This window comes from Rhodococcus sp. BE178, assembly GCF_050433545.1.
In the GTDB taxonomy this organism is placed as follows: domain Bacteria; phylum Actinomycetota; class Actinomycetes; order Mycobacteriales; family Mycobacteriaceae; genus Prescottella.
Genome location: NZ_JBNPXA010000020.1, coordinates 1 through 20,516 on the forward strand (window position 1 = coordinate 1; position 20,516 = coordinate 20,516).

20 protein-coding genes are annotated in these 20,516 nt (G+C 67.9%); 15 read left to right on the forward strand and 5 right to left on the reverse strand.

Features of this window, described 5'->3' with window-relative positions; translation table 11 throughout:
• Window positions 1–297 precede the first annotated feature (297 nt).
• From J2X34_RS25565 to J2X34_RS25580, 4 genes are read left to right on the forward strand one after another with little or no spacing between them, the layout of a single operon-like run.
• A complete protein-coding gene (locus J2X34_RS25565; RefSeq protein ID WP_397484753.1) occupies window positions 298–693 on the forward strand; it encodes a VOC family protein in 396 nt (131 codons plus the stop codon).
• A gap of 33 nt (window positions 694–726) precedes the next feature.
• Window positions 727–1,383 (forward strand): carboxymuconolactone decarboxylase family protein, encoded by a 657-nt coding sequence (locus tag J2X34_RS25570; RefSeq protein WP_114723975.1) that lies wholly within the window; start codon window positions 727–729, stop codon window positions 1,381–1,383.
• Window positions 1,380–1,739 (forward strand): DUF6285 domain-containing protein, encoded by a 360-nt coding sequence (locus J2X34_RS25575; RefSeq protein ID WP_114723976.1) that lies wholly within the window; start codon window positions 1,380–1,382, stop codon window positions 1,737–1,739. The genes J2X34_RS25570 and J2X34_RS25575 overlap by 4 nt, the downstream gene beginning before the upstream one ends.
• Complete coding sequence (locus J2X34_RS25580; protein WP_114723977.1) at window positions 1,736–2,926, forward strand: acyl-CoA dehydrogenase family protein; 1,191 nt, start codon at window positions 1,736–1,738, stop codon at window positions 2,924–2,926. Before J2X34_RS25575 ends, J2X34_RS25580 begins: the two co-directional genes overlap by 4 nt.
• 140 nt (window positions 2,927–3,066) lie before the next feature.
• On the opposite strand, the gene J2X34_RS25585 is transcribed toward J2X34_RS25580, so the two are convergent.
• Entirely contained in the window at window positions 3,067–4,068 is a 1,002-nt protein-coding gene (locus tag J2X34_RS25585; RefSeq protein ID WP_429520091.1) for a phosphotransferase family protein, read from the reverse strand.
• 59 nt (window positions 4,069–4,127) lie between these two features.
• On the opposite strand from J2X34_RS25585, the gene J2X34_RS25590 reads away from it, so the two are divergent.
• Window positions 4,128–5,063, forward strand: a complete 936-nt coding sequence (locus tag J2X34_RS25590) for a hydroxymethylglutaryl-CoA lyase (RefSeq protein WP_429520092.1) — start codon at window positions 4,128–4,130, stop codon at window positions 5,061–5,063.
• On the opposite strand, the gene J2X34_RS25595 is transcribed toward J2X34_RS25590, so the two are convergent.
• Window positions 5,031–5,762, reverse strand: a complete 732-nt coding sequence (locus tag J2X34_RS25595; protein WP_174907312.1) for a GntR family transcriptional regulator — start codon at window positions 5,760–5,762, stop codon at window positions 5,031–5,033. The genes J2X34_RS25590 and J2X34_RS25595 overlap by 33 nt on opposite strands.
• Before the next feature lie 145 nt (window positions 5,763–5,907).
• Between J2X34_RS25595 and J2X34_RS25600 the strand changes: the two genes are divergently transcribed.
• Complete coding sequence (locus J2X34_RS25600; protein WP_114724048.1) at window positions 5,908–7,122, forward strand: CaiB/BaiF CoA transferase family protein; 1,215 nt, start codon at window positions 5,908–5,910, stop codon at window positions 7,120–7,122.
• A gap of 47 nt (window positions 7,123–7,169) precedes the next feature.
• Here J2X34_RS25600 and J2X34_RS25605 read toward each other — a convergent pair whose 3' ends face one another.
• Complete coding sequence (locus tag J2X34_RS25605; RefSeq protein ID WP_114723980.1) at window positions 7,170–7,931, reverse strand: SDR family NAD(P)-dependent oxidoreductase; 762 nt, start codon at window positions 7,929–7,931, stop codon at window positions 7,170–7,172.
• Window positions 7,932–8,232: 301 nt separating this feature from the next.
• Here J2X34_RS25605 and J2X34_RS25610 point away from each other — a divergent pair, with 301 nt between their 5' ends.
• The 8 genes from J2X34_RS25610 (at window position 8,233) to J2X34_RS25645 (ending at window position 18,273) form a co-directional block, all read left to right on the forward strand.
• On the forward strand, window positions 8,233–8,760 hold the full coding sequence (locus tag J2X34_RS25610) for a hypothetical protein (RefSeq protein ID WP_114723981.1): 528 nt from the start codon (window positions 8,233–8,235) through the stop codon (window positions 8,758–8,760).
• A 41-nt stretch (window positions 8,761–8,801) separates the two neighbouring features.
• Window positions 8,802–9,812: a hypothetical protein gene (locus tag J2X34_RS25615; RefSeq protein WP_429520093.1), complete on the forward strand. Its 1,011-nt coding sequence runs from the start codon at window positions 8,802–8,804 to the stop codon at window positions 9,810–9,812.
• A 143-nt stretch (window positions 9,813–9,955) separates the two neighbouring features.
• Complete coding sequence (locus J2X34_RS25620) at window positions 9,956–11,509, forward strand: succinic semialdehyde dehydrogenase (RefSeq protein WP_429520094.1); 1,554 nt, start codon at window positions 9,956–9,958, stop codon at window positions 11,507–11,509.
• A 152-nt stretch (window positions 11,510–11,661) separates the two neighbouring features.
• Entirely contained in the window at window positions 11,662–12,321 is a 660-nt protein-coding gene (locus tag J2X34_RS25625; protein ID WP_258558137.1) for a response regulator, read from the forward strand.
• Complete coding sequence (locus tag J2X34_RS25630) at window positions 12,318–14,057, forward strand: hypothetical protein (RefSeq protein ID WP_429520095.1); 1,740 nt, start codon at window positions 12,318–12,320, stop codon at window positions 14,055–14,057. The genes J2X34_RS25625 and J2X34_RS25630 overlap by 4 nt, the downstream gene beginning before the upstream one ends.
• 171 nt (window positions 14,058–14,228) lie before the next feature.
• Window positions 14,229–14,906, forward strand: a complete 678-nt coding sequence (locus tag J2X34_RS25635) for a GAP family protein (RefSeq protein ID WP_429520096.1) — start codon at window positions 14,229–14,231, stop codon at window positions 14,904–14,906.
• 29 nt (window positions 14,907–14,935) lie between these two features.
• Window positions 14,936–16,498 (forward strand): carboxylesterase/lipase family protein, encoded by a 1,563-nt coding sequence (locus J2X34_RS25640; protein ID WP_429520097.1) that lies wholly within the window; start codon window positions 14,936–14,938, stop codon window positions 16,496–16,498.
• A gap of 137 nt (window positions 16,499–16,635) precedes the next feature.
• Window positions 16,636–18,273, forward strand: coding sequence for a DHA2 family efflux MFS transporter permease subunit (locus tag J2X34_RS25645; protein WP_114723988.1), 1,638 nt, complete (start codon window positions 16,636–16,638; stop codon window positions 18,271–18,273).
• A gap of 20 nt (window positions 18,274–18,293) precedes the next feature.
• Here J2X34_RS25645 and J2X34_RS25650 read toward each other — a convergent pair whose 3' ends face one another.
• Both J2X34_RS25650 and J2X34_RS25655 read right to left on the reverse strand, forming a co-directional pair.
• Window positions 18,294–18,707: an SPW repeat protein gene (locus tag J2X34_RS25650; protein WP_397484754.1), complete on the reverse strand. Its 414-nt coding sequence runs from the start codon at window positions 18,705–18,707 to the stop codon at window positions 18,294–18,296.
• Between the two features lie 112 nt (window positions 18,708–18,819).
• The gene (locus tag J2X34_RS25655; RefSeq protein WP_429520098.1) at window positions 18,820–19,683 is read right to left on the reverse strand and encodes an SDR family NAD(P)-dependent oxidoreductase; all 864 of its coding nucleotides are present in this window, start codon (window positions 19,681–19,683) and stop codon (window positions 18,820–18,822) included.
• 263 nt (window positions 19,684–19,946) lie between these two features.
• On the opposite strand from J2X34_RS25655, the gene J2X34_RS25660 reads away from it, so the two are divergent.
• On the forward strand, window positions 19,947–20,462 hold the full coding sequence (locus J2X34_RS25660; RefSeq protein WP_114723991.1) for a hypothetical protein: 516 nt from the start codon (window positions 19,947–19,949) through the stop codon (window positions 20,460–20,462).
• Window positions 20,463–20,516 lie beyond the last annotated feature (54 nt).

The following is a 20,516-nucleotide window of genomic DNA, read 5'->3' on the forward strand; positions in this document are numbered from 1 at the left end:
TCAGTGCCCGCGGGCGGTTGAGGGTGATGATCGCGACGCTGCCGCGACGCTCGTACAGCGCGGCGGGCTCAGTGTTGGTCGGCTCGTCGGCCATGCGGCCTCCTTCAAGAAGAAAGGGGGGTTATTTAGCGATCGCTAAATAGCTATCATGATGACACTGGATGGTCAACGCCGGGATCTCGCAGTGAACACGATCGGCCCCGGCGTCCTCACCTCTCGACGGAGGCATCCTGCGCATCACCATCGACCGCGCCGCTGTCACAGCGAGACCTCATGCCCGTGAAAGGAGCCTGGACCTTGACGAATGCCGAGTTCGACATCAGCGGAATCAATCATCTGGCGCCCGTGTGTTCAGACATGGAGCGCACCGTGGACTTCTGCGCCAACGTGCTGGGGATGCCTCTGGTCAAGACCCTCGAGCTTCCCGACGGTAGGGGGCAGCACTTCTTCTTCGACCTCGGTGGGGCGAACCACCCGGCGTTCTCCTGGTTCCCCGATGCCCCGCCGGCTGCGCCGGGTATCGCCTCGGCTGTGACTATTCCTGGTACGGGCGAGATCGCCAGTGCCGTCGGCTCGACGAACCACGTGGCGTTCACGATCCCGGCGGACAAGTTCGCCGCCTACACCCGTGAGCTGACCTCTGCCGATGTCCGACACCGTCCGGCCAAGTCCGCCGAACCGGCTGCGATCTGACCGACACCACCACAACCACGGAAGGACCCTTCGATGCCCCGTTTGAAGCAGGTTTCACGGAGTGAGGCCCAGGCCGACATCGTGCTCACCATGTACGACAAGTTGTTCGGGCCGGACCGCGATCCGGTGGCCGAGCCCGGAACCGAGGCCGGCACCCAGGGCGACTGGTGGACCGTCTTCGCGTTGGTGCCGGACGTACTCGAGCATGCGGTCCGAGGCTTCTCGCTCTACCGGAGCCCCGATCGGCTTCTCGACCCGGTACTGCGCGAGCTCGGTCAGACTCGTGCGGGATGGCTGCGTGGCAGCCAGTTCGTCTTCTCCCAGCACTGCAAGTCGCTCCGCTCGCTCGGAGTCAGCGAGGAGCGGATCGCGGCCATCCCGTCCTGGGGTGTCTCGGATCTGTTCACCCCGCTCGAACGAGCGGTGTTGTCCTACGCCGACAGTCTGGTGACCGGTGGCGGCCGTGTCGACGACGGTACCTTCCAGGTGCTGAAGGACGGGCTGACCGACGAACAGATTCTCGAGCTGACCTACGTTACGTGCCTGTACGACATGCACGCGGTGATGAGCCGGGCGTTGCGGCTGGAATTCGACGACCGGGACGAGCCCGTCGTCGAGGTCGCCGCACCCGAAGGATACGCCGCCGTCGATGTCGGCGCGGCAATCAGTCTGTCCGAGGATCGCCGATGACGGCACCGGAGACGTTGTACGACGTTCCGACCGCCGCCGAACTCGTCACGGCAGTTCGAGAGTTCCTCGCCGACAAGGTTATCGACGAGTTGGACGGAGCGATGCGATTCCACACCCGGGTGGCGATCAACGCGTTGGCGATCGTCGAGCGAGAACTCGAACACGGGGCGGTCGATACCTCCGAACACCGAGACAGACTGGCCCAGCTCGGATACGCAGACGATGCCGGCCTCGCCGAGGCCATCCGCACAGGTCGTGAAGACTCACGATTGGCTGAGGTCAAACGCCTCGTCACCGCGAGCGTGGAGGCCAAGCTCCGTGTGGACAATCCCGGCTATCTCGGAGGGCCCGCATGACATTCGATGTCCCCGATCACATTCGCCCCATGCGCGACAAGGTCTACCAGTTCATGGTGGAGCGGGTCGAGCCGAGCGAGCCGATTCTGGATGCGGGCGGGTCGGAGGCCCGCAGCCTCATCGCGAACCTGCAGAAGGAAGCCAAATCCGAGGGCCTGTGGGCGCTGGGGCATCCGGCCGAGCTCGGTGGCGGAGGGCTTCCGTTCCTCGACTACGTCTACATCAACGAGGTCCAGGGGCGCAGTGAGTACGGTCAGCTGGCGCTGGGCACCTGGACGCTCCAGGACTCGATCATGCTGAACCGGCACGCCAGTCCGAGGTGGCGAGAGGCCTACCTCGAGCCGCTCGTGCAGGGAGAGATCTCGCCGAGCTTCGGCATGACGGAGCCGGATGTCGCGGGGTCGGATCCGACGCAGCTGCAGACCACCGCCACGCTCGACGGTGACGAGTGGGTGATCAACGGCCGCAAGTGGTTCACCACCGGGGCCGCGGACGCCGCGTACACGACGGTCATGTGCCGCACCGAGACCGACGCTGCACCGCATGCTTCGTTCAGCATGATCATCGTTCCGACGGATCATCCCGGCTACCGGATCGTCAGGGACACACCCGTACTCGGTCTGTCCAGCGGACACTACGAGGTCGAGTACGACAACGTACGGGTGCCGGCCGAGAACCTGCTCGGCGAGCGGGGCAACGGGTTCGTGATCGCGCAGGAACGATTGGGCCCCGGCCGGATCTTCCACTCGATGCGATGGCTCGGCCAGGCGCAGAGGGCCTTCGATCTCATGTGCCACCGCCTCAACGAGCGAGTCGCGTTCGGCGAACCGCTCGCGAACAAGCAGCTGATGCAGCAGCACGTGTTCGACTCCTACACCGAGATCCAGGCCAGCCGGTTGCTCACCCTGAAGGCCGCCGAACAGGTCGACAGAGGTGACCAGGCGCGGGTGGAGATCGGCGCGGTCAAGGTCTTCGGCGCGCGAATGCTGCACAACGTCGTCGATCGCGCTGTGCAGGTCTTCGGTGCGGCCGGCGTCACCGAGGACACGCCGCTGAGCCACATGTACCGTGCCGCACGGTTCGCGCGGATCTACGACGGCGCCGACGAGGTGCACATCCAGAGCGTCGGCCGCAGGATTCTCAGTGAGTACCGCCGCGGCGGAAACTGGGAGTTCGGGCTGCGCTGACCGCGGCACCGTTCCCGGAAAGGGTCCCGAGGGCCGGAGTGTCGACGTTCGAAGTCACACTCGAATTCCCTCGGGGCCCTTCGTATCCGACGGGGTCGTCGGATACCGGCCACCGACGGTGGCGCAGACGCCCGGTGTGGTCAGGGAAGAAGCTCGAGGAGGTCCCATTCGGTCTCACTGACGCGGCGCCCGATCGCTGCGAGTTCCACCGAGCGGGTGGCCCCGGAAAGGTGCCGTTCCGCCTGATGGAGGCACAGGATTCCCCACTTCAGCGTGCCGAGAACCAACCACCAGTGGAGGGCGTCGCGATCGACGGTCGATCCGCTCTCTGCTTCGTAGGCTGCGACCAGATCGTCGACGGTTCCGAATCCACCCACCGGAGGCTGCTGGCCGAAGCGCCACGTCTTCACGCACAGCCAGCCGAGGTCTTCGAGTGGATCTCCGAGGTGGGCCAACTCCCAATCGAGCACGGCACGAATGCCTTCGGGGCCGACGATGAAGTTCCCCAGACGGAAGTCGCCATGGACGACTCGGCGTGCCGCGGCAGGCGGACGGTTCTGGTCCAGCCATCGAATCGCGAGCTCGAAAGCCGGGTGCGCTCGACCGGTGTCCGACAGGGTCTTGCGCCACGTGTCGAGCTCGTCGCGCTCCTCGAGGCCGGCGACCGATGCGGGATCGATGCTATGGATGCGTGCCAGGATCTGGCCACACTGTCCCGCCATTCGCGGACGGGCCGACGAGTATTCGCTGTCGCGCAGGATTTTTCGTGGGATGGACTCGCCCGCGACTCGGCTCATCACGATGTACGAGGCACCGAGTTCGTCGTCACCGCTGCCGGAGGTTACAACCCTCGGGGACGGCACCCGGGCGCGACCCGCGGCCGTCATCAGGGCGGACTCGCGGTTCATCGACTCGGCCTCGAACGCGCCGGGCGCGTCGATTCGCAGAATCAGTTCCTCGCGCTCGGTCGTCTCCCCGTATGCATCGAACGACCAGGTGTGTCGTGATGCCCCTGCGGGGACGCGACGCAGGTTCTCCACGCGCAGTGATGGGTCCTGGGTGGCGCGGCTCATGATGAGCGTGAGCCGGCCTTCAATCACGCCGGCCTCGTTTGCGACCGGGGTCGATTCTGCGGTGGACACGGCAATCCCTTTCGAACGACGGCGCGGCGCATCGGCCGGATTCGCTCATTGTATACAATATGGTCGGGACTCGGGCGTCGAGTCACGGATCGGGAAGGGCTGGAGTGACGGTGGAGATTGTTGAGGTAAGCCCCCGCGACGGGCTGCAGAACGAGTCGGTGCCGGTGTCGACGGCCGACAAGATCGAGCTGATCGAGCGGGCCGTCGACGCGGGACTCCGTCGTATCGAGGCAACCAGCTTCGTGCACCCGAAATCGGTGCCGCAGATGGCCGATGCCGAGGCCGTGATGGCCGGCGTCCCCCGCCGCAGCGATGTGTCGTACAGCGGTCTGGTGCTCAACCGTCGAGGATTCGACCGCGCGCTGGCGGCGGGTGTGGACGAGGTCAATTGCGTCGTTGTCGCCTCCGAGACCTTCAGTCAGCGAAACCAGCGCATGTCGGTCGCGGACTCGGTCCGGACCGTGCAGGATCTCGTCGACGACGCCAGGTCGGCCGGTGTGCTGGTGTCGGTGACGATCGCGACCGCTTTCGGGTGTCCCTTCGAGGGCGAGGTCTCCGAGGCCACAGTCGTCGAACTGGCGCGGCGGACAGCGGATTTCGGGGTGGACGAGATATCGCTGGCCGACACCATCGGTGTCGGGGTGCCGCGCCAGGTGACCCGGCTGGTCGCGGGTGTTGCCGCGGTGGCGCCCGGCGTTCGTCTGCGTTGCCATTTCCACAACACCCGCAACACCGGCTACGCCAATGCGGTCGCGGCGCTCGATGCCGGTGTGACCGTGCTCGATTCGTCCATCGGCGGCATCGGTGGTTGCCCCTTCGCCCCGAACGCGACCGGCAACATCGCGACCGACGACCTGGTCTATCTCCTCGAGCGCAGCGGCGTTGTCACGGGTGCGCGGTTGCCGCAGTTGATCGACGCGTCGAACTGGCTCGGTGGGGTACTCGGCACGCCGGTGCCCGGCCTACTCGTCCGTGCCGGAGCCTTTCCGGGTTGACGGGATCGCGAACAACTCGTCCACCTTGGTGTCGTTTGCCGCGAGGTGTCCGAGCAGGACGTCGCGGCCCTGGAGGACATGCTCGTGCATCAGGGCGGACGCCCGCAGGCCGTCGCCGGCGACGATCGCGTCGCGGATGAGTTGGTGGAACAGATGTGACCGCTCGATCTGGACGCGGTCGTACTGGCGGAAGGCCTGGAAGACGAGGGGGACGTCGGTAGTGCGTTCGAGTAGGCGGGAGAGCCGTTCGTGCCTGGCCGCCGTCAGGATTCCGCGATGGATCTGGCCGTTGGCCGCGTCCACGGCCCGAACCAGGTCGAGTGGATCGGCGGCGTCCATGCCGAGCGCGACGGCGAACGCTTCGATGCCGGCGTCGATCTGCTCACGCTGCGCATCTTCGATGCGTTCCGCTGCCAGTTCGGCGGCGTACGCCTCCAGCCGTGCCCGGAGTCCGTACAGGTCGGCCACATCGGACAGCGAGAGGGTTCGTACCATCGCACCGCGGTTCGGCTCGCTGTGAACAAGTCCTTCCGCCTCGAGTCGGCGCAGTGCCTCACGGACGGGTGTCCGTGAGAGCGAGAACTCCTCGGCGATCCGTTGCTCGATGAGACGCTGTCCCGGCCGATATCTACCCTCGATGATCGCTTGCCGGATCTGTTCGTAAGCGACTCGACTCGGTGTCGATGGTGTCGTCGTCACGTCGCCCCTCTTGCAGTGGTCGGTGCATGGTCGCTGATCAGACTAGCTCCCATGGAGGGGCTGGCCCGAACCCAGTTTGTATGCAGTCACGCCCGTTTTATGCCGAGATAGCGTCGCATCGACTTGGATTGTGTACAATTCGGGGATGACTAAGACTGCTGGTCCGCTCAGCGGACTTCGGGTGCTCGAGCTGGGAAGTTTCATCGCCGGACCCTTCGCCGGGCAATTGCTCGGCGACTACGGGGCCGAGGTCCTCAAGGTCGAGTCGACCGGCGCCGGTGATTCGATGCGACGGTGGGGCGTCACCGTCGACGGTGAAAGCCTGTGGTGGCCTTCGATTGCACGGAACAAGAAGTCCGTCGCGATCGACCTGCGTCGCCCCGAGGGTCAGGACCTGGTCCGCAAGCTGGCCGCCGAGGCCGACATCGTCCTGGAGAACTTCCGGCCCGGCACGCTGGCGAAGTGGGGACTCGACTACCCGGCTCTCTCGGAGGTCAACCCGCGAGTGATCCTCGTGCACGTCTCCGGATTCGGGCAGACCGGGCCACGCTCGGGCGATGCGGGATTCGGGAGCGTGGGGGAGGCCATGGGCGGCATCCGGCACACCACCGGCAATCCGGATCTTCCGCCGACCCGCAGCGGAGTCAGCCTGGGCGATTCCCTCGCCGCCCTGTTCGCCGTCATCGGGACGCTGGCCGCTGTCCATGAGCGCTCGGTCAGCGGCAGGGGCCAGGAAGTTGACGTGGCGATCTACGAAGCCGTGGCCGCCTTGATGGAGTCCACGATGGCGGATCACGCGATCGGCGGCGTGACCCGAGGACGGACCGGGTCCGTGCTTCCCAAGGTCGCGCCTTCGAATGTCTACCCCACCTCCGACGGTGCGGAGGTTCTGATCGCCGCCAACGCCGACACGGTCTTTCGACGGCTCTGCGTCGCAATGGGCCGACCCGAACTGGCCGACGACCCGAAGTTCGCCGAACACGGCCCTCGTGGCGACAACATGGCCGAGATCGATGCGGTGATCGGTGCCTGGACTCGGGCGATGACCGCCGACGAGTTGCTGAAGACCATGGAGGACAACGGCGTTCCGGCCGGCCGGATCTACACGGCCGCGGACATGCTCGCCGACCCGCACTATGCTGCCCGGGACATGGTGGTGGAGCTGGTCAACCGGTTCGGTACGGCCGTCCCTGCCACCGGCGTGGTTCCGAAGTTCTCCCGCACGACGCCGCAGACTCCGGTTCCGGGACCGATCCTCGGTGACCACACCCGCCAGGTCCTCGCCGAGCTCGCGGGCATCGACGAATCCCGTTGGGCTGATCTCGAGTCCACCGGTGTCGCGTTCCAGGCGCCCAGCTGACGAGCGTGGGATCGGATGGCGGGAACGCCATCCGATCCCACGTGCACTCAGACGGCGCTCATGCCGCCGTCGACGACCAGTGATGCTCCGGTCATGTACGACGACGCATCGCTGGCGAGGAACAGCAGCGCCGAGTCGAGTTCCTCCTGCGTCCCGAAACGGCCGAGGACGGACTGATCGGCCACCATCTCACGTAGGGCCGATTCGCCCTCGGCGGTCATCTCACTGGCGAAATACCCCGGGCACAGCGCATTGACGCGAATTCCCTTGCGGCGTGACCACTGCTGTGCCAGATCGCGGGTCAGTCCGAGCACGCCCGCCTTGCTGGCGGCATACGCGGCCTGCGGGAAACGGGACGCCACCAGGCCGTGAACGCTGGCGATGTTGACGATGGATGCGCCCTCGTTCATCACCGCGGCGCAGGCCTGCGCCATCCAGAACGTGCCGTTGAGATTGACGTCCACAACGGCCCGGAATCGATCGGGGTCCTCGCGGAGTGCCGGGGTCGACCCGCCGAGACCGGCGTTGTTGACCAGCACGTCGATCCGCCCGAACTCGGCGGCCGCGGCGGCGGCGAGTGCCCGGCAGTCATCGACCGAGCTCACGTCGGTGGCGTGGGTGAGGACGGACGAGCCTTGCGCGCGTAGCTCTTCGGCGAGCGCGACGAGCCGATCCTCGCGCCGCGCCGCGAGAACGACGGTCGCGCCCACCGCGGCAACCGCCCGGGCGAAACCTGCACCCAGCCCGGAGCTTGCCCCGGTGATGAGCACGACTCGGTCGTCGAGGCGAAATCTGGACAACGGATCCATCGGAGGATTCCTTCCGGTCGGAGGTCGGTGGGGTGAAGGAGCGAGGCGGCAGGTGACAGTGCGCCGCGAGTACCGGTGATTGTATACAAAAATGCCTCGCGGAGGCGCCCCGTGACCCCGAGGCGGTGGGGGTGCGGATGTGAAGGAAGTTGCGACCGCAGGCTTGGCCGGGACCTGCCCGGATCTCGATCAGCGAAAATAGACAAGCGTCCAATTGTTTGTTGAAATGAGTCGCTTCGAGCGCATCGTGACCGTCGTCTCGGTAGCCCCTGACTTCCGTAGACCTCACTGGAGGAACCAGATGCGTAAGACGACGGCAGCGCTCGGCGCCGGAGTCATGGCGGTCGCGTTGGCAGTCGTTCCTGCGTCGATCGCCGGCACGGCCTCGGCCGACACCAGCGGTACCACCGATGTGACGTTCACCGTCGCCGGGCAGAGCGGTCCTCTCGAGTTGTCCGTTCCGCGAACAGCTCCCATGGTCTGGGTGAGCGGGCAGAACAACGTCAGCGGGACGGTTCCCACCTCCGCAGTTCGGGACCGTCGTAGCGGGACCGGCCGCTCGGTCACCGTGTCCGCCTCGATCTCCGACTTCACCAACGGCGCCACGACCATCCCCAGGTCCAAGGTGACCTATACGGCGGGCGGCGAGACGATGGGTTTCCGGAGCGCCGGCCCTCGGACGCTGGATTCGACCAAGGCCGTGGCCGGGATCGCGCGCCACGACTGGCCGGACGCGACGTTCCTCTGGACCCCGATGCTCTCCATCGACGTATCCGACGGTGTGACCATCGGGAACTACAGCGCGACACTTACCCACTCCGCGGTGTAGGTCGACATCGGCCTCCATCGGTATCTCACGAAAGCGTCTACATGCGTCTCCTGCTTCGGAACCTGCTCGCACTCCTCGCCCTGCTCGCGTCGTTCGTCGCGGCAGCTACGACGGTCGTCCACGCCGCCCCCGTCGTGGGTGGGATCGGTATCAAGATCGTGGATCCGCAGCGCGATCCGACCTTTCCGAGTTGGGAGACGGAGATCGGCGGCACCCGTGCGCCCGGCGACACGCTCGAGCGAACCGTGCGGGTCTCGAACAACGGGCTCACGGCCCGGACGGTCGACTTCTACACGGGTGCGGCGTCGATGAAGACCGGCGCGTTCACGGTCGAGGACCGCGGTGGCGCCAACCGGCTCACGTCGTGGACGAGCCTGGACAAGCAGCAGATGTCGCTGGCGCCCGGGGAGGACACCGACGTCAAGGTGACCGTTCGGGTCCCGGCGGACGCGCCGACGGGCGACCGGTCCGCGGTGGTCTGGGCGCAGCCCGCCGCCGGTGCTGGTGGCGGGGTGGCGACCCGCGTCGGCGTTCGCGTGAATCTCCGGGTGGAGCCCCGCGCCGGCACGACCGCGGACTTCGCGATCGACCGGTTGACGGCCGAACGGGATTCCGACGGTCAGGCCGTCGTCGTCGCCGGCATCCGCAACACCGGTGGCTGGGCCGTCGAGGTCGGCGGCGAACTCACGCTGTCCGACGGGCCCGGCGGTAGGACCCTCGGCCCGGTGTACGCCGAGGAAGCGGTCGTCGCCGCCGGCGCCGCCGGGACGGTTCGGTTCCGGATCGCGGACAGCGCCGACTTGCCGGCCGGACCGTGGCAGGCATCGGTGAAGTTGCGGAGCGGTGCGATCGAGCGTGCACACACCGCATCGGTCACGTTCCCGACGCCGGACACCGGCGGGACCGGTTCGCTCGGCAGCCTCGGATCGGCCGGCCTCGGATCTTCGAACTCGCCGTTGATGTGGGTTGCCGGCGTCGGCGCGGCCGCTGCGGCCGTCGGCGCGATCGGGTGGACGGTGTGGCAGCAGCAGGACGCCCCGGCAGTCCGCTAGGGGACGGTTCTACGCCGCCTGCGTGCCGCGGAGTCCTGAGCCGGGCCCGGGATCCGAGGCGTTCGACCCGGATCCTGTGACGACGGCCACCGACGGGGTACGTTGTGTGTAACTCGAAATCTACTCACCAGTAGGGGTGCGAAATGCCTGCTCCGTCAGCGGCAACGTTTGCTCGTCTTGCCGATCTCATCGCGATCCCGGACGCGGCGAGCCGTCCGACGAAGCCGATCGTCGAGGCCTTCACCGGGCGCGAGCTCGCGACCGTCCTGGTCGGTACGGCGGCGGACGCGCTCGCCGCGATCGAGAAGGCGCGCGTCGCGCAGAAGGCGTGGGAGAAGCGATCTCCCGTCGAGCGTGCGCAGATCTTCCTCCGCTACCGCGATCTCGTGCTCGAGCACAAGGATGCGCTGATGGACATGGCGCAGGCCGAGACCGGCAAGTCGCGGGCGTCGGCGCAGGAAGAGGTCCTCGACATCGCCATGACGTCGCGATTCTATGCGCGTCTGGCGCCGAAGCTGCTGCGCCCCAAGCGCGTCCAGGGCATGCTGCCGGGCCTGACGAAGACGGTGGTGCGGCACCACGCGAAGGGCGTCGTCGGTGTCATCTCGCCGTGGAACTACCCGATGACCCTCGCGGTGTCCGACGCGATCGCCGCGCTGCTCGCCGGCAATGCCGTGGTGATCAAGCCCGACAGTCAGACGCCGTACTGCGCGCTCGCGTGCGCCGAGCTCCTGTACCGGGCCGGCCTGCCGCGTGAGCTGTTCGCCGTGGTCCCGGGCCCGGGATCGGTGGTGGGTACCGCGCTGGTGGAGAACACCGACTACCTCATGTTCACCGGCTCCACCGCGACCGGCCAGCTGCTGGCGGAGCAGGCCGGACGCCGACTGATCGGCTTCTCCGCCGAGCTCGGCGGCAAGAACCCGATGGTCGTCACGGCCGGTGCGAACCTGCGCCAGGTGTGTGACGCGGCCGTGCGCGCGTGCTTCTCCAACTCGGGTCAGCTGTGCATCTCGATCGAGCGCATCTACGTCGAGGAGACCATCGCGCCCGAGTTCATCCGCCTCTTCGGGGAGCGGGTCCGGAACATGAGCCTCGCGCCCGGCTACGAGTTCGGCATCGAGATGGGCAGCCTCGTGTCCGAGGCACAGGTCAAGACCGTGTCCGGCCACGTCGACGACGCCGTCGCGAAGGGTGCGACCGTCGTCGCGGGCGGCAAGGCCCGACCCGATCTCGGTCCGCTGTTCTACGAGCCGACCGTGCTCACCGGCGTCACCGAAGAGATGGAGTGCTACGCCGCCGAGACGTTCGGACCGCTCGTGTCGATCTACCCGGTCGCGGACGTCGAGGAGGCGATCCGTCGCGCCAACGACACCGAGTACGGCCTCAACGCGAGCGTGTGGGCCGGCAGTCACGCCGAGGGTGAGGCCATCGCGGCCCGCGTCATGGCCGGAACCGTCAACGTGGACGAGGGCTACGGCCCGACGTGGGGCAGCACCGCCGCCCCGATGGGCGGGATGGGCGTGTCCGGTGTCGGCCGCCGTCACGGACCCGACGGCCTGCTCAAGTACACGGAGGCGCAGACGGTCGCCACCACCCGTGTCGTCAATCTCGGTGGCCCGCGGTGGCTTCCGGCCAAGGTGTGGGCCAAGCTGCTGCCGCCGTTCATCAAGGCGATGAAGTACGTACCGGGGCGCTGATCCGGGCCTGAACGGACGGGCGTCGTGCGCATCGGTCGCACGGCGCCCGTGTGCGTTGTCGTTCCGGCGGCCCGCTCCCGTCCGCGATCGGCATTTCGTTAGGCGCAGTCACCACCTCCTGGAGTCGGATCAGGCCCGTTAGTCTTTTTCCTGTGAAAGAAGCCATGTGGGTGCGGACAGCCCTGGTCGTCGAGGACCAGCCGCTGATGCGCTCGCTGGTCGCCGACGCGCTCCGTCACGCGGGCTTCGACGTGCAGGAGCGGTCCTCCGCGGCGGCCGCGCTCGCCGACTTCGACGAGATCGATCCCGACGTCCTCGTGACCGACATCGATCTCGGGGCACGCCCCAACGGCCTGGAGATGGCGACGATCGTCCATGCTCGGGCGCCGCACTGCGCCATCGTGTTCCTGACGAATTACCCGCGGGCGGGGATCGCTCCGGGCGAGGGCGGCCCGGCGGGTTCGGTGTTCCTCGACAAGGTCGCCCTGGAATCAGTCGAGGATCTGGTGGCGGCTGTCGAGTCGGCACTCGCGGAGAAACCTGTTCCGACCGGCCCTGTGCGCGAGGGCAATCCGGACTCGGTGCTCGACCGTCTCACCCGGACGCAGCTCGACGTGCTGCGCTGCATCGCACTCGGCTGGTCCAACGCCGAGATCGCGCGCCGACGCGAATCGAGTGTGCGCAGCGTCGAGAAGATGGTGACCCGCACCTTCGACGCCCTCGGGGTCGGTCACAGCCCCGAGCTGAACCCGCGGGTCGCGGCCGCCCAGCTGTACGTGCGCCGCTTCGGCATGCCGGTGGAGATCGGTTGAGCAGTCGGTTTTCCTGGCTGACACGGATCGGCGGCAGTTCGGCCGTCACCGCCTGGTCGTGGAGCCTGACCGCGCCGTTCGCCGTCACGGTGATGGGCAGCTACATCGCCGCCCGCAGCCCACGGGACTGGCCGGCGTACTTCGGTATCGCGGTGATCGTGCACCTGGTGATGGGTGCGGCCATGCTGATTGCCTGGCTCACGGTCCTGCGCGGCAACCGGATCCGTCCACGACCACTGGTGTCGCTGTCGGTCTTCGCCGCGCTCGGGGCGTGCCGGCCGATCCTGCTCGACGTCCTCGTCGGGTTCCAGGGCCTACCGACCGATCCGCGCACCGTCGGGGTACGGATGGCCATCAACGTGACGACGGCGGTGGTCGCGCTGTCGCTCATCGCGATACTCGTCGACTCGGTGCGCGAGCACAACGCGGTGATGCAGCGCCTGCGCGGCGCCCGCGCGGCGCTCGACGAGCAGCGCCGGATCGACGAGGAGTACCTGGCCGGGATCGGTCGTCGGTGCGCCGAGGACCTGGCGGGCCGGATCGGCTCGGCGCTGTCGCAGACCGATCGGGTGAACATCGATCCGGCGCGTGCGGCGCGACTGCTGAGGGCGATCTCGGAGGATGTCGTGCGGCCCATGAGCCATGCGCTGTTCCGGGACGTCACGCCGCTGCCGAAGCCGCCAGTCACACCACCTCCGCTGACCCGCCGGGAGTGGCTCGCGAACGTGCTCCGCGCCGTGGAACCAGCACCCCTGGTGCTGCCTGCGGCCCTGTACACATCGGTGATCCTGACGTTTCTGCTGACGAGCTACGGGCTCCGGACAACGGTGCTCCAGGTCGTGCTCGGGATCGCGCTGTGCGTGGCGGGGAACTGGGTGGTGCGGCGCTTCGCGCCCCGGGCGCGCAGCACGACCGTCCGGCTGAGCCTCATGGTGACCGCTTACACGGTGGTCGCCGTGGCTACCGCGCTCGGGTTCTACGTCATCCTCGGCGGCACCGGATTCCCGCCGGCGTTCCTGGTCCCCGGAATTGCCTTCTACCCGTTCGCGGCCGTCGCGGTGTGCGTGATCCGGGCCGCGAACGTGCAACGCGCAGTGGAGGAACAACAGCTCGCGACGGCCCTCGGTGAGCAGAGTCGTCTCGCCGCCGAGGTGCACCGACAGGTGCTGTCCGCGCGCCGGCGCCTCGCGCACGTGCTGCACTCGTCGGTGCAGGGTGAGCTGGTGGCCGCGGCGCTGGTCATGCACGGTGCCGCGACGGGTGCGCCGACGGCCGCGGCGTCGACCGCCGTGGACGCGAGGGTGGACGAGATCATCGACCGCCTCGTGGGCGAGGTGGCACGGGAGGAGGCGCTGCCGACTGTTCCGCGGGCAGACGCCGAGCGGCAGATCACCGAACTGATCGGGATGTGGTCGGCCGCCGTTCCGATGCAGGCAGACATCGCTCCGGAGGTGTGGCCGCTGCTGTCGGACAGCCCTGTTCGCCTCGAGCACGCGATCGACGTGCTGTCCGAGGGATTCACCAACGCGATCCGGCACGGAACCGGCGGGTCGCTGCAGCTGACGATGTCGGTGGATCCCCGAACATCGTTGATCTGCATCGGGATCCGCTCTCCCGGCCGGATCGCCCGCGACCGCGGCGAGGGACTGGGGCTGGCGTCGCTGTCGAGCAAGGTCGACGCCGCCCAGTTGGTCGAGGAGTCCGGATCCGTGCTGCTCTCCGTTCGCCTCGACTGACCGCGCGCACCCCGTCGTGACGGCCGCCACAGGCCGGTGTCGCAATACCCGAACATCGGTCGATGGTCGTGTCCCGCGGTTCCTATCGTTCGTGTCGGATGTCGGCGACGACACCGTCGAGCTGACGATCGACCCCGGCATCCCGCACGAGACGAAGGGATGTGAGCCGCTATGGGACACACAGTGGCGCAATTGGTTCCGCTCGGGGTCGGCATGATCGTGAGCCCCATTCCGCTGGCCGCGTTGATCGCGATCCTGCTCTCCGCTCGCGCCAGGACCAATGCCCTGGCGTTCACTGCGACGGCGCTCGCTGCCTCGACCCTCATCGTGGGCGTGACCGTGTTCACGAGCAAGGGCGGCGCGGACAGGGCGGGCAGTGCCGCCCATCCCAGTCAGATCGTGTTCGCCTCCGTGTTCGGTCTGGCGTTCCTGATGCTGGCCGCACTCAGCTGGAGGAGCCGGCCGAAGAACGGCGCCGTCGCTGCGATGCCGTCGTGGATGGCGCAGATCGACACGATGAACGCCGGCAAGACCGCGGTCCTGAGTCTGCTCCTGACCGTCCCCAACGCCAAGAACCTGCCGCTCGAATTGAAGGCGGGCGCCCTCATCGCCGAGGCGCACCTGCCGACCACCCAGGCGGCGCTGCTGACCGTCGCGTTCGCGGCGCTGGCGGGGCTCGGGCTGATCGCCCTCACCGTTCTGGCGGCGGTGCCGTCGAAGCGGGTCACCGCCGCGCTCGGAGTGGTCAAGGAAGAACTGATCCTGCACAACGCCGCCATCATGACCGTCCTGTTCCTGCTGTTGGCCGGGCTGCAGGCCTCGCACGTCGTCACCGCGCTCACCGCGTGAGTTCCCGCCGATCCGAAGGAGTCAACGACATGACACTCATCGCTCCCGACAGCACCACCGTCGTCCGCACCACCAACGGACCCGTGCGCGGCACCACCGACGGGCCCGTCCACGTGTGGAAGGGAATTCGCTACGCGGCCGCACCCACCGGGGACCTCCGGTTCCGGGCGCCGATGCCCCCCGAGCCGTGGACGGAGGTGTTCGAGGCGGACCGTTTCGGCGCAGTCGAACCGCAGAGTCGGCTCGCCGCGATCCCGCTCAGCGACGACATCCGGATGGACGAGGACTGCCTCTCGCTCAACGTCTGGGCCCCGGGCGCCGGAGCGGCGGGGGCGTCCGGCAGGCCGGTGATGGTGTGGATCCACGGGGGCGCCTACTTCCGCGGCGCGTCGAGCCAGCCGGTCTACGACGGGCGCGCGCTCGCGGAGAACGGCGACGTCGTGGTGGTGACCCTGAACTACCGTCTGGGGGTGTTCGGGTTCGTCGACTTCTCGTCGCTGACCACCGACGAGCATCGCTTCGACACCAATGTCGCGTTGCAGGACATGATCGCTGCGCTGCGCTGGGTGCAGGCGAACATCGCCGCGTTCGGCGGTGACCCGAACGCCGTGACGCTGTTCGGTGAATCGGCCGGTGGCGGTGCAGTCACGACGCTGATGACGATGCCGTCCGCGCACGGGTTGTTCCACCGTGCGATCGCCGAGAGCTCACCGGCCACGTCCGTCTACAACCAGGATCGGGCGGCGGGTATCGCGAACACCTTCCTCGAAATACTCGGTGGCGCAGGTGATGCTGCGGATCGGCTGATGTCGGCGACCACCGATGAGCTGCTCGCCGCCTCCGAGGAACTGTTCGCGCGGATTCCGCGCGAGACCCCGGGGACACTGGCCTACGTGCCGATCGTCGACGGTGAACTCGTGCCCGACTATCCGGTCAACGCCTTCTGGAACGGCACCGCCGAGCGGATCCCGTTGCTGATAGGCACCAACAAGGACGAATCGTCGTTGTTCAAGTTGATGAAGTCGCCGCTCATGCCGATCGAGCCGGACGTGATCCGCGCGATGTTCGCGGAGATCTCGGCCGAGCACCCCGACCTCGAACTGCCCGACCAGGCGCGGATCGAGGCGGCGTACTCGGGGCTGGCCACCGAGGACGACGCGTTGGGCCTGACCCGGGACTTCGGGTTCCGGCTGCCGACACTGTGGATCGTGGAGGCGCACAGTAGGTATGCCCCCACCTGGCTGTACCGCTTCGACTACGCCACCCCGATGCTCAGGGCGCTCGAGATCGGCGCCACCCACGCGACCGAGCTTCCGTACGTGTTCGGCAACATCGCGCACGGCCCCAAGGAGATCACCTACCTGCTCGGCGGCCTGTCGACCGGACGCAAGGTGTCGGCACGTATGCAGCACCGGTGGATCGAGTTCGCGAAAACCGGTGCGCCGGTCGGTCTCGACGGTGAGCCGCGATGGGACGCCTATGACCGGTTCGGCCGCGACTCGCTGGTGATCGACAAGCACGACCGGGTGGTCCGCGACCTCGACGGCCCGCTCCGCGAGGCGTGGGGCGAACAGGTCATCGCCTTCACATGAGGGCAGGCCCGGTTCAATCGAAAGATTGAAATGCCCGAATTGTGGCCGTCATTCGCCGGTGCGCCCCCGTGTCCTCTGCCGGGATCGCGGTAGCGTCGACGGATGGCGAGCCACATCGTCGGAGGAGGGGCGCAGCAATGACCATGGACCCGGCTGAAGTCGAACCCCGTGTGGGACGACGGGACTGGATAGGTCTGGGAGTTCTCGCTGCCGGACTGTCGCTGATCGTCGTCGACGGCACCATCGTCAACGTCTCGCTGCCGGTGATCATCGATGAACTGGACCTGGACCTCACCGACGCGCAGTGGATCAACAGCATCTACTCGGTGGTGTTCGCGGCGCTGCTGCTCACCGCCGGACGGCTCGGCGACCGGCTGGGCCGGCGGCTGCTGTTCATCGTCGGCGTGGTCGTGTTCATCGTCGGCAGCCTGATGGCCGCGGCGTCGGACAGTTCCACCGCGCTGATCGTGGCCCGTGTCGTGCAGGGCGTCGGCGGAGCCCTGGTGCTGCCGTGCACGCTGTCGACGGTCAACGCGACGTTCCGGGGCCGGGACCGGGCCATCGCATTCGGTGTGTGGGGCGCGGTGATCTCGGGCATGGCGGCCGTCGGCCCGCTGCTCGGCGGCTGGCTCACGACGTCGTTCACGTGGCCGTGGATCTTCCTGGTCAACGTCCCGATCGGCATTCTCGTCATCATCGGCGCGTTCCTAGCGGTCCCCGAGACGCGGGCGAAGATCACCGTCCCGGGACTGGACGTGGTGGGACTGCTGCTGAGCGCAATCGGGTTCGGCGCGTTGATCTTCGCGCTCATCGAGGGCCAGACCCTCGGCTGGTGGAAGCCGATCGCCGAGCTCAACGTGTTCGGGGCGACGTGGCCCGTGACCGCGCCGATCTCCGCGACGCCGGTGATGGCGGCGGTCGGCGCCGTGGCACTCGTGGGGTTCGTGGTGTGGGAGCGGCACCGCGCCCGGATCGCGCATTCGGCGATCCTGGATCTCGCGCTGTTCCGCTTCCGGACGTTCAGCTGGGGCAACTTCACCGCGATGGCCGTCGCGATCGGCGAGTTCGGTCTGCTGCTGGTGCTGCCGCTGTTCCTGGTCAACGCGTACGGGCTCAGCACACTGGGGGCCGGCTACGTCCTCGCGGTGATGGCGGCCGGTGCCTTCATGTCCGGCGCCGCGGCCCGGCACGTCACCGCGAGGTTCGGTGCCCCGCGGACCGTGATGATCGGTCTGGCGCTCGAGGTGATCGGCGTGCTGGCCTTCGCGCTGTACCTGCGGCCGTCGTCGTCGGCGTGGCTGCTGGCGCTGCTGTTGGCAATCTACGGGCTCGGCCTGGGCCTGGCGTCGGCGCAGCTCACCGGCACCGTCCTGGTCGACATTCCCACCGAGGAATCCGGTCAGGGGTCGGCGACGCAGAGCACCGTCCGCCAGCTGGGTGCCGCTCTGGGTACCGCGATTCTCGGCACCGTCCTGTCGCTGGGGCTGGCGCACAGCCTCACCAACCGGCTCGAGCCGGTCGCGTTGCCGCCGCAGGTGTCGTCACAGCTGGTCGACAGCACCCGCGACTCGGCCGGCGGCACCATCCCGCCGATTCGCGAGCAGGGCGACCACGGCAAGCTCGGCCCGGCCGGACCGGAGACCGCCGACGCGCTGTCCGACGGGTTCGCCGACGCCACCCGGTGGTCGCTGTTCGTCGCAGCCGGATTCCTGGCCGCGGGCCTGGTCTCGGCCACGCAGCTACAGCCGCGCCGGCGCGAGGAGGCCGCGGCGTAGGGCTGCTCGATCGGGTACCGCTATCGGCGCATCCGTCCTCGGGTCATGCCCATGCCCATGATCCCGGCTCCGAGAGCGAGGACCACGGCGCCGACCACGACGTTCGACCAGATCATCCCCGTGCTCCTGCTCAAGCCGGAGACCAGCCACGGCGAGACGATCAGCCAGATCCCGAGCAGCGGGGCGACGAACGCGAGGCCGTGGGTGCGGCCGAACGTCGTGGCGTGACCGACGGCCAGCAGCGCGACCGCGAGACCGGCGAACAGGTTGCACATCATCAGCGACGTCTGCCCGCTGAAACCGACGATCCACGGTGACGCGGCCGCGTACAGACCGGCGAGAACCATCAGCCCCTCGGCGACCTGCGGAACCGGGCTCTCACCGAATTCGTCGTAGCGGGCGCGTAGCTCGGCGATGTCAGGGTGGGTTTCCATTGACGTGGACGGTGATGTCGGTGTTGTCGACATGACGAATCATCTCCTCGACCTTGTGTCCCAATGTCGAGACTAGTCCGCTTCCGGGGTGTCGAGCGGGGCCGAAGAGGGCTCAGATACCCGACTTGAACCGGCGGTGCCGTGCGGTGTCGGCCCGTTCCGGATTGATCACGTCCACCAGCTGCTGCAGCCGTCCGAACGTGGGGCCGATGCGGCGCGGACGGTCGACGATCGCGTCGCAGAGGACCCGGCCGGCCTGCTCGGGCGTGAGCGCAGCGGCCTCGAGGTACTGCGCGTTGGGCGCGATCATCGCCGTCCGCACCAGTGGCATGTATACCGACGTGAAAGTGATGTTCTCGTCCAGGGTTTCGGCCTGGAACGACGTGGAGACCTCGTCGAGTGCCGCCTTGGACGCGACGTACGCGGAGTACCCGGGGCCACCGAACAGGTTCGCCGCCGACAGCACGTTGATCACCTGGCCGAAGTGTCGTTCCCGCATTCCCGGTAGCACCGCCAGCATCAGCCGCACCGCCGCGAAGTAGTTGAGCTGCATGGTGCGTTCGAAGTCGTGGGCCCGGTCGTACGACTGGGCGAGGTCCCGCCGGATGGAGCGTCCGGCGTTGTTGACGAGGATGTCCACGCCACCGTGCTCGTCGAGGATCCGGCCGATCGTGGCGTCGGACGCCTCCGCGTCGTTCAGGTCGCACGGATAGGCGAACGCCTTGCCGCCGCGACCGGTCACGGCGTCGACGAGCTCCTGCAGCTCAGGTTCGCGGCGGGCCACCAGCAGCACGACTGCACCGGCGTCGGCGAGGTCGATCGCGGCGGAGCGACCGATGCCGGACGACGCCCCGGTGATGAGGACGCGACGCCCGGCCACCGCGTCACCGAGCGTGCGGCGCCGCCGCCGCCGCGGGAACGGTCCCCGCGTGTCGAGCCCATGCTTGGCCTGGAACCACCACCCCGTCGAAGTCATGGTGACGGATCCTAGTGCCGCCGGAGGGCTGCAAGTGGGAAAGTAATCAGAGTCGGTGCCCGACAACGGCATCACCTCGGCCCTGCGGGCACGCCCGCCGGGCCCGGCCCGACTAACAAACGCTCTGCAAATATATTTCACGCTCCCTACTGGACACTTGACCAACTGTCGAGTATCAATAATCGACCCCCGAATCGGGCCGTTTGGTTCTATTCGGTACGGGCAGCTGTCTGTTCGACCCGAACGCCCCCCGAAGAGGATTCATGCGCAAAGTAACGCTTCTCGCCGCTGGTTTAGCCGCTGCCGCCGGACTTCTGGTCCCGGCCACCGCCGCCAATGCCGCTGACTCGGCCGACACCACCGTCACATTCGCCATCGCCGGCGCAGGCGGGAACCTGTCGCTCATCACGGGCGGGCCGGTCGGCACCATCGTCCCCGGCGCCGGCAAGGCGACCGGCACCCTGCCCACCGTCACGGTGAGCGACAACCGCAACGGCGCGCCGCGCGGGTGGGTCGCCAGTGCCACGTCGACGGACTTCGGGACCATTCCCAAGAGCGCGGTCGTCTACAAGGCCACGGCCCTCGCCGGCAAGGTCGGCCCGGGCACCCTCGAGTCGACCGGTGACCAGGCGCTGGACGCGGCGAAGACGGTCGTCAATCGCACCGGCCTCACCTGGCCGCTCGAGGTCATCACCTGGACCCCGGCGCTCACCGTCAACTACCCCGACGGTGCCGCCATCGGAGAATACTCCGGCACCATCACCGTCTCGGTCGCCTAGAACGACCGGCACCCATCGGCCGGGGACGCTGCATGCGTCCCCGGCCGTTCGGCC

Bases quoted from the DNA above. Each gene is read 5' to 3' on its own strand.
- J2X34_RS25650 (WP_397484754.1), bottom strand. From the start codon at position 18,707: ATGGAAACCCACCCTGACATCGCCGAGCTACGCGCCCGCTACGACGAA.
- J2X34_RS25645 (WP_114723988.1), top strand. From the start codon at position 16,636: ATGACCATGGACCCGGCTGAAGTCGAACCCCGTGTGGGACGACGGGAC.
- J2X34_RS25575 (WP_114723976.1), top strand. From the start codon at position 1,380: ATGACGGCACCGGAGACGTTGTACGACGTTCCGACCGCCGCCGAACTC.
- J2X34_RS25615 (WP_429520093.1), top strand. From the start codon at position 8,802: ATGCGTCTCCTGCTTCGGAACCTGCTCGCACTCCTCGCCCTGCTCGCG.
- J2X34_RS25605 (WP_114723980.1), bottom strand. From the start codon at position 7,931: ATGGATCCGTTGTCCAGATTTCGCCTCGACGACCGAGTCGTGCTCATC.
- J2X34_RS25620 (WP_429520094.1), top strand. From the start codon at position 9,956: ATGCCTGCTCCGTCAGCGGCAACGTTTGCTCGTCTTGCCGATCTCATC.
- J2X34_RS25660 (WP_114723991.1), top strand. From the start codon at position 19,947: ATGCGCAAAGTAACGCTTCTCGCCGCTGGTTTAGCCGCTGCCGCCGGA.
- J2X34_RS25635 (WP_429520096.1), top strand. From the start codon at position 14,229: ATGGGACACACAGTGGCGCAATTGGTTCCGCTCGGGGTCGGCATGATC.
- J2X34_RS25655 (WP_429520098.1), bottom strand. From the start codon at position 19,683: ATGACTTCGACGGGGTGGTGGTTCCAGGCCAAGCATGGGCTCGACACG.
- J2X34_RS25600 (WP_114724048.1), top strand. From the start codon at position 5,908: ATGACTAAGACTGCTGGTCCGCTCAGCGGACTTCGGGTGCTCGAGCTG.
- J2X34_RS25610 (WP_114723981.1), top strand. From the start codon at position 8,233: ATGCGTAAGACGACGGCAGCGCTCGGCGCCGGAGTCATGGCGGTCGCG.
- J2X34_RS25640 (WP_429520097.1), top strand. From the start codon at position 14,936: ATGACACTCATCGCTCCCGACAGCACCACCGTCGTCCGCACCACCAAC.
- J2X34_RS25590 (WP_429520092.1), top strand. From the start codon at position 4,128: ATGGTCGGGACTCGGGCGTCGAGTCACGGATCGGGAAGGGCTGGAGTG.
- J2X34_RS25570 (WP_114723975.1), top strand. From the start codon at position 727: ATGCCCCGTTTGAAGCAGGTTTCACGGAGTGAGGCCCAGGCCGACATC.
- J2X34_RS25580 (WP_114723977.1), top strand. From the start codon at position 1,736: ATGACATTCGATGTCCCCGATCACATTCGCCCCATGCGCGACAAGGTC.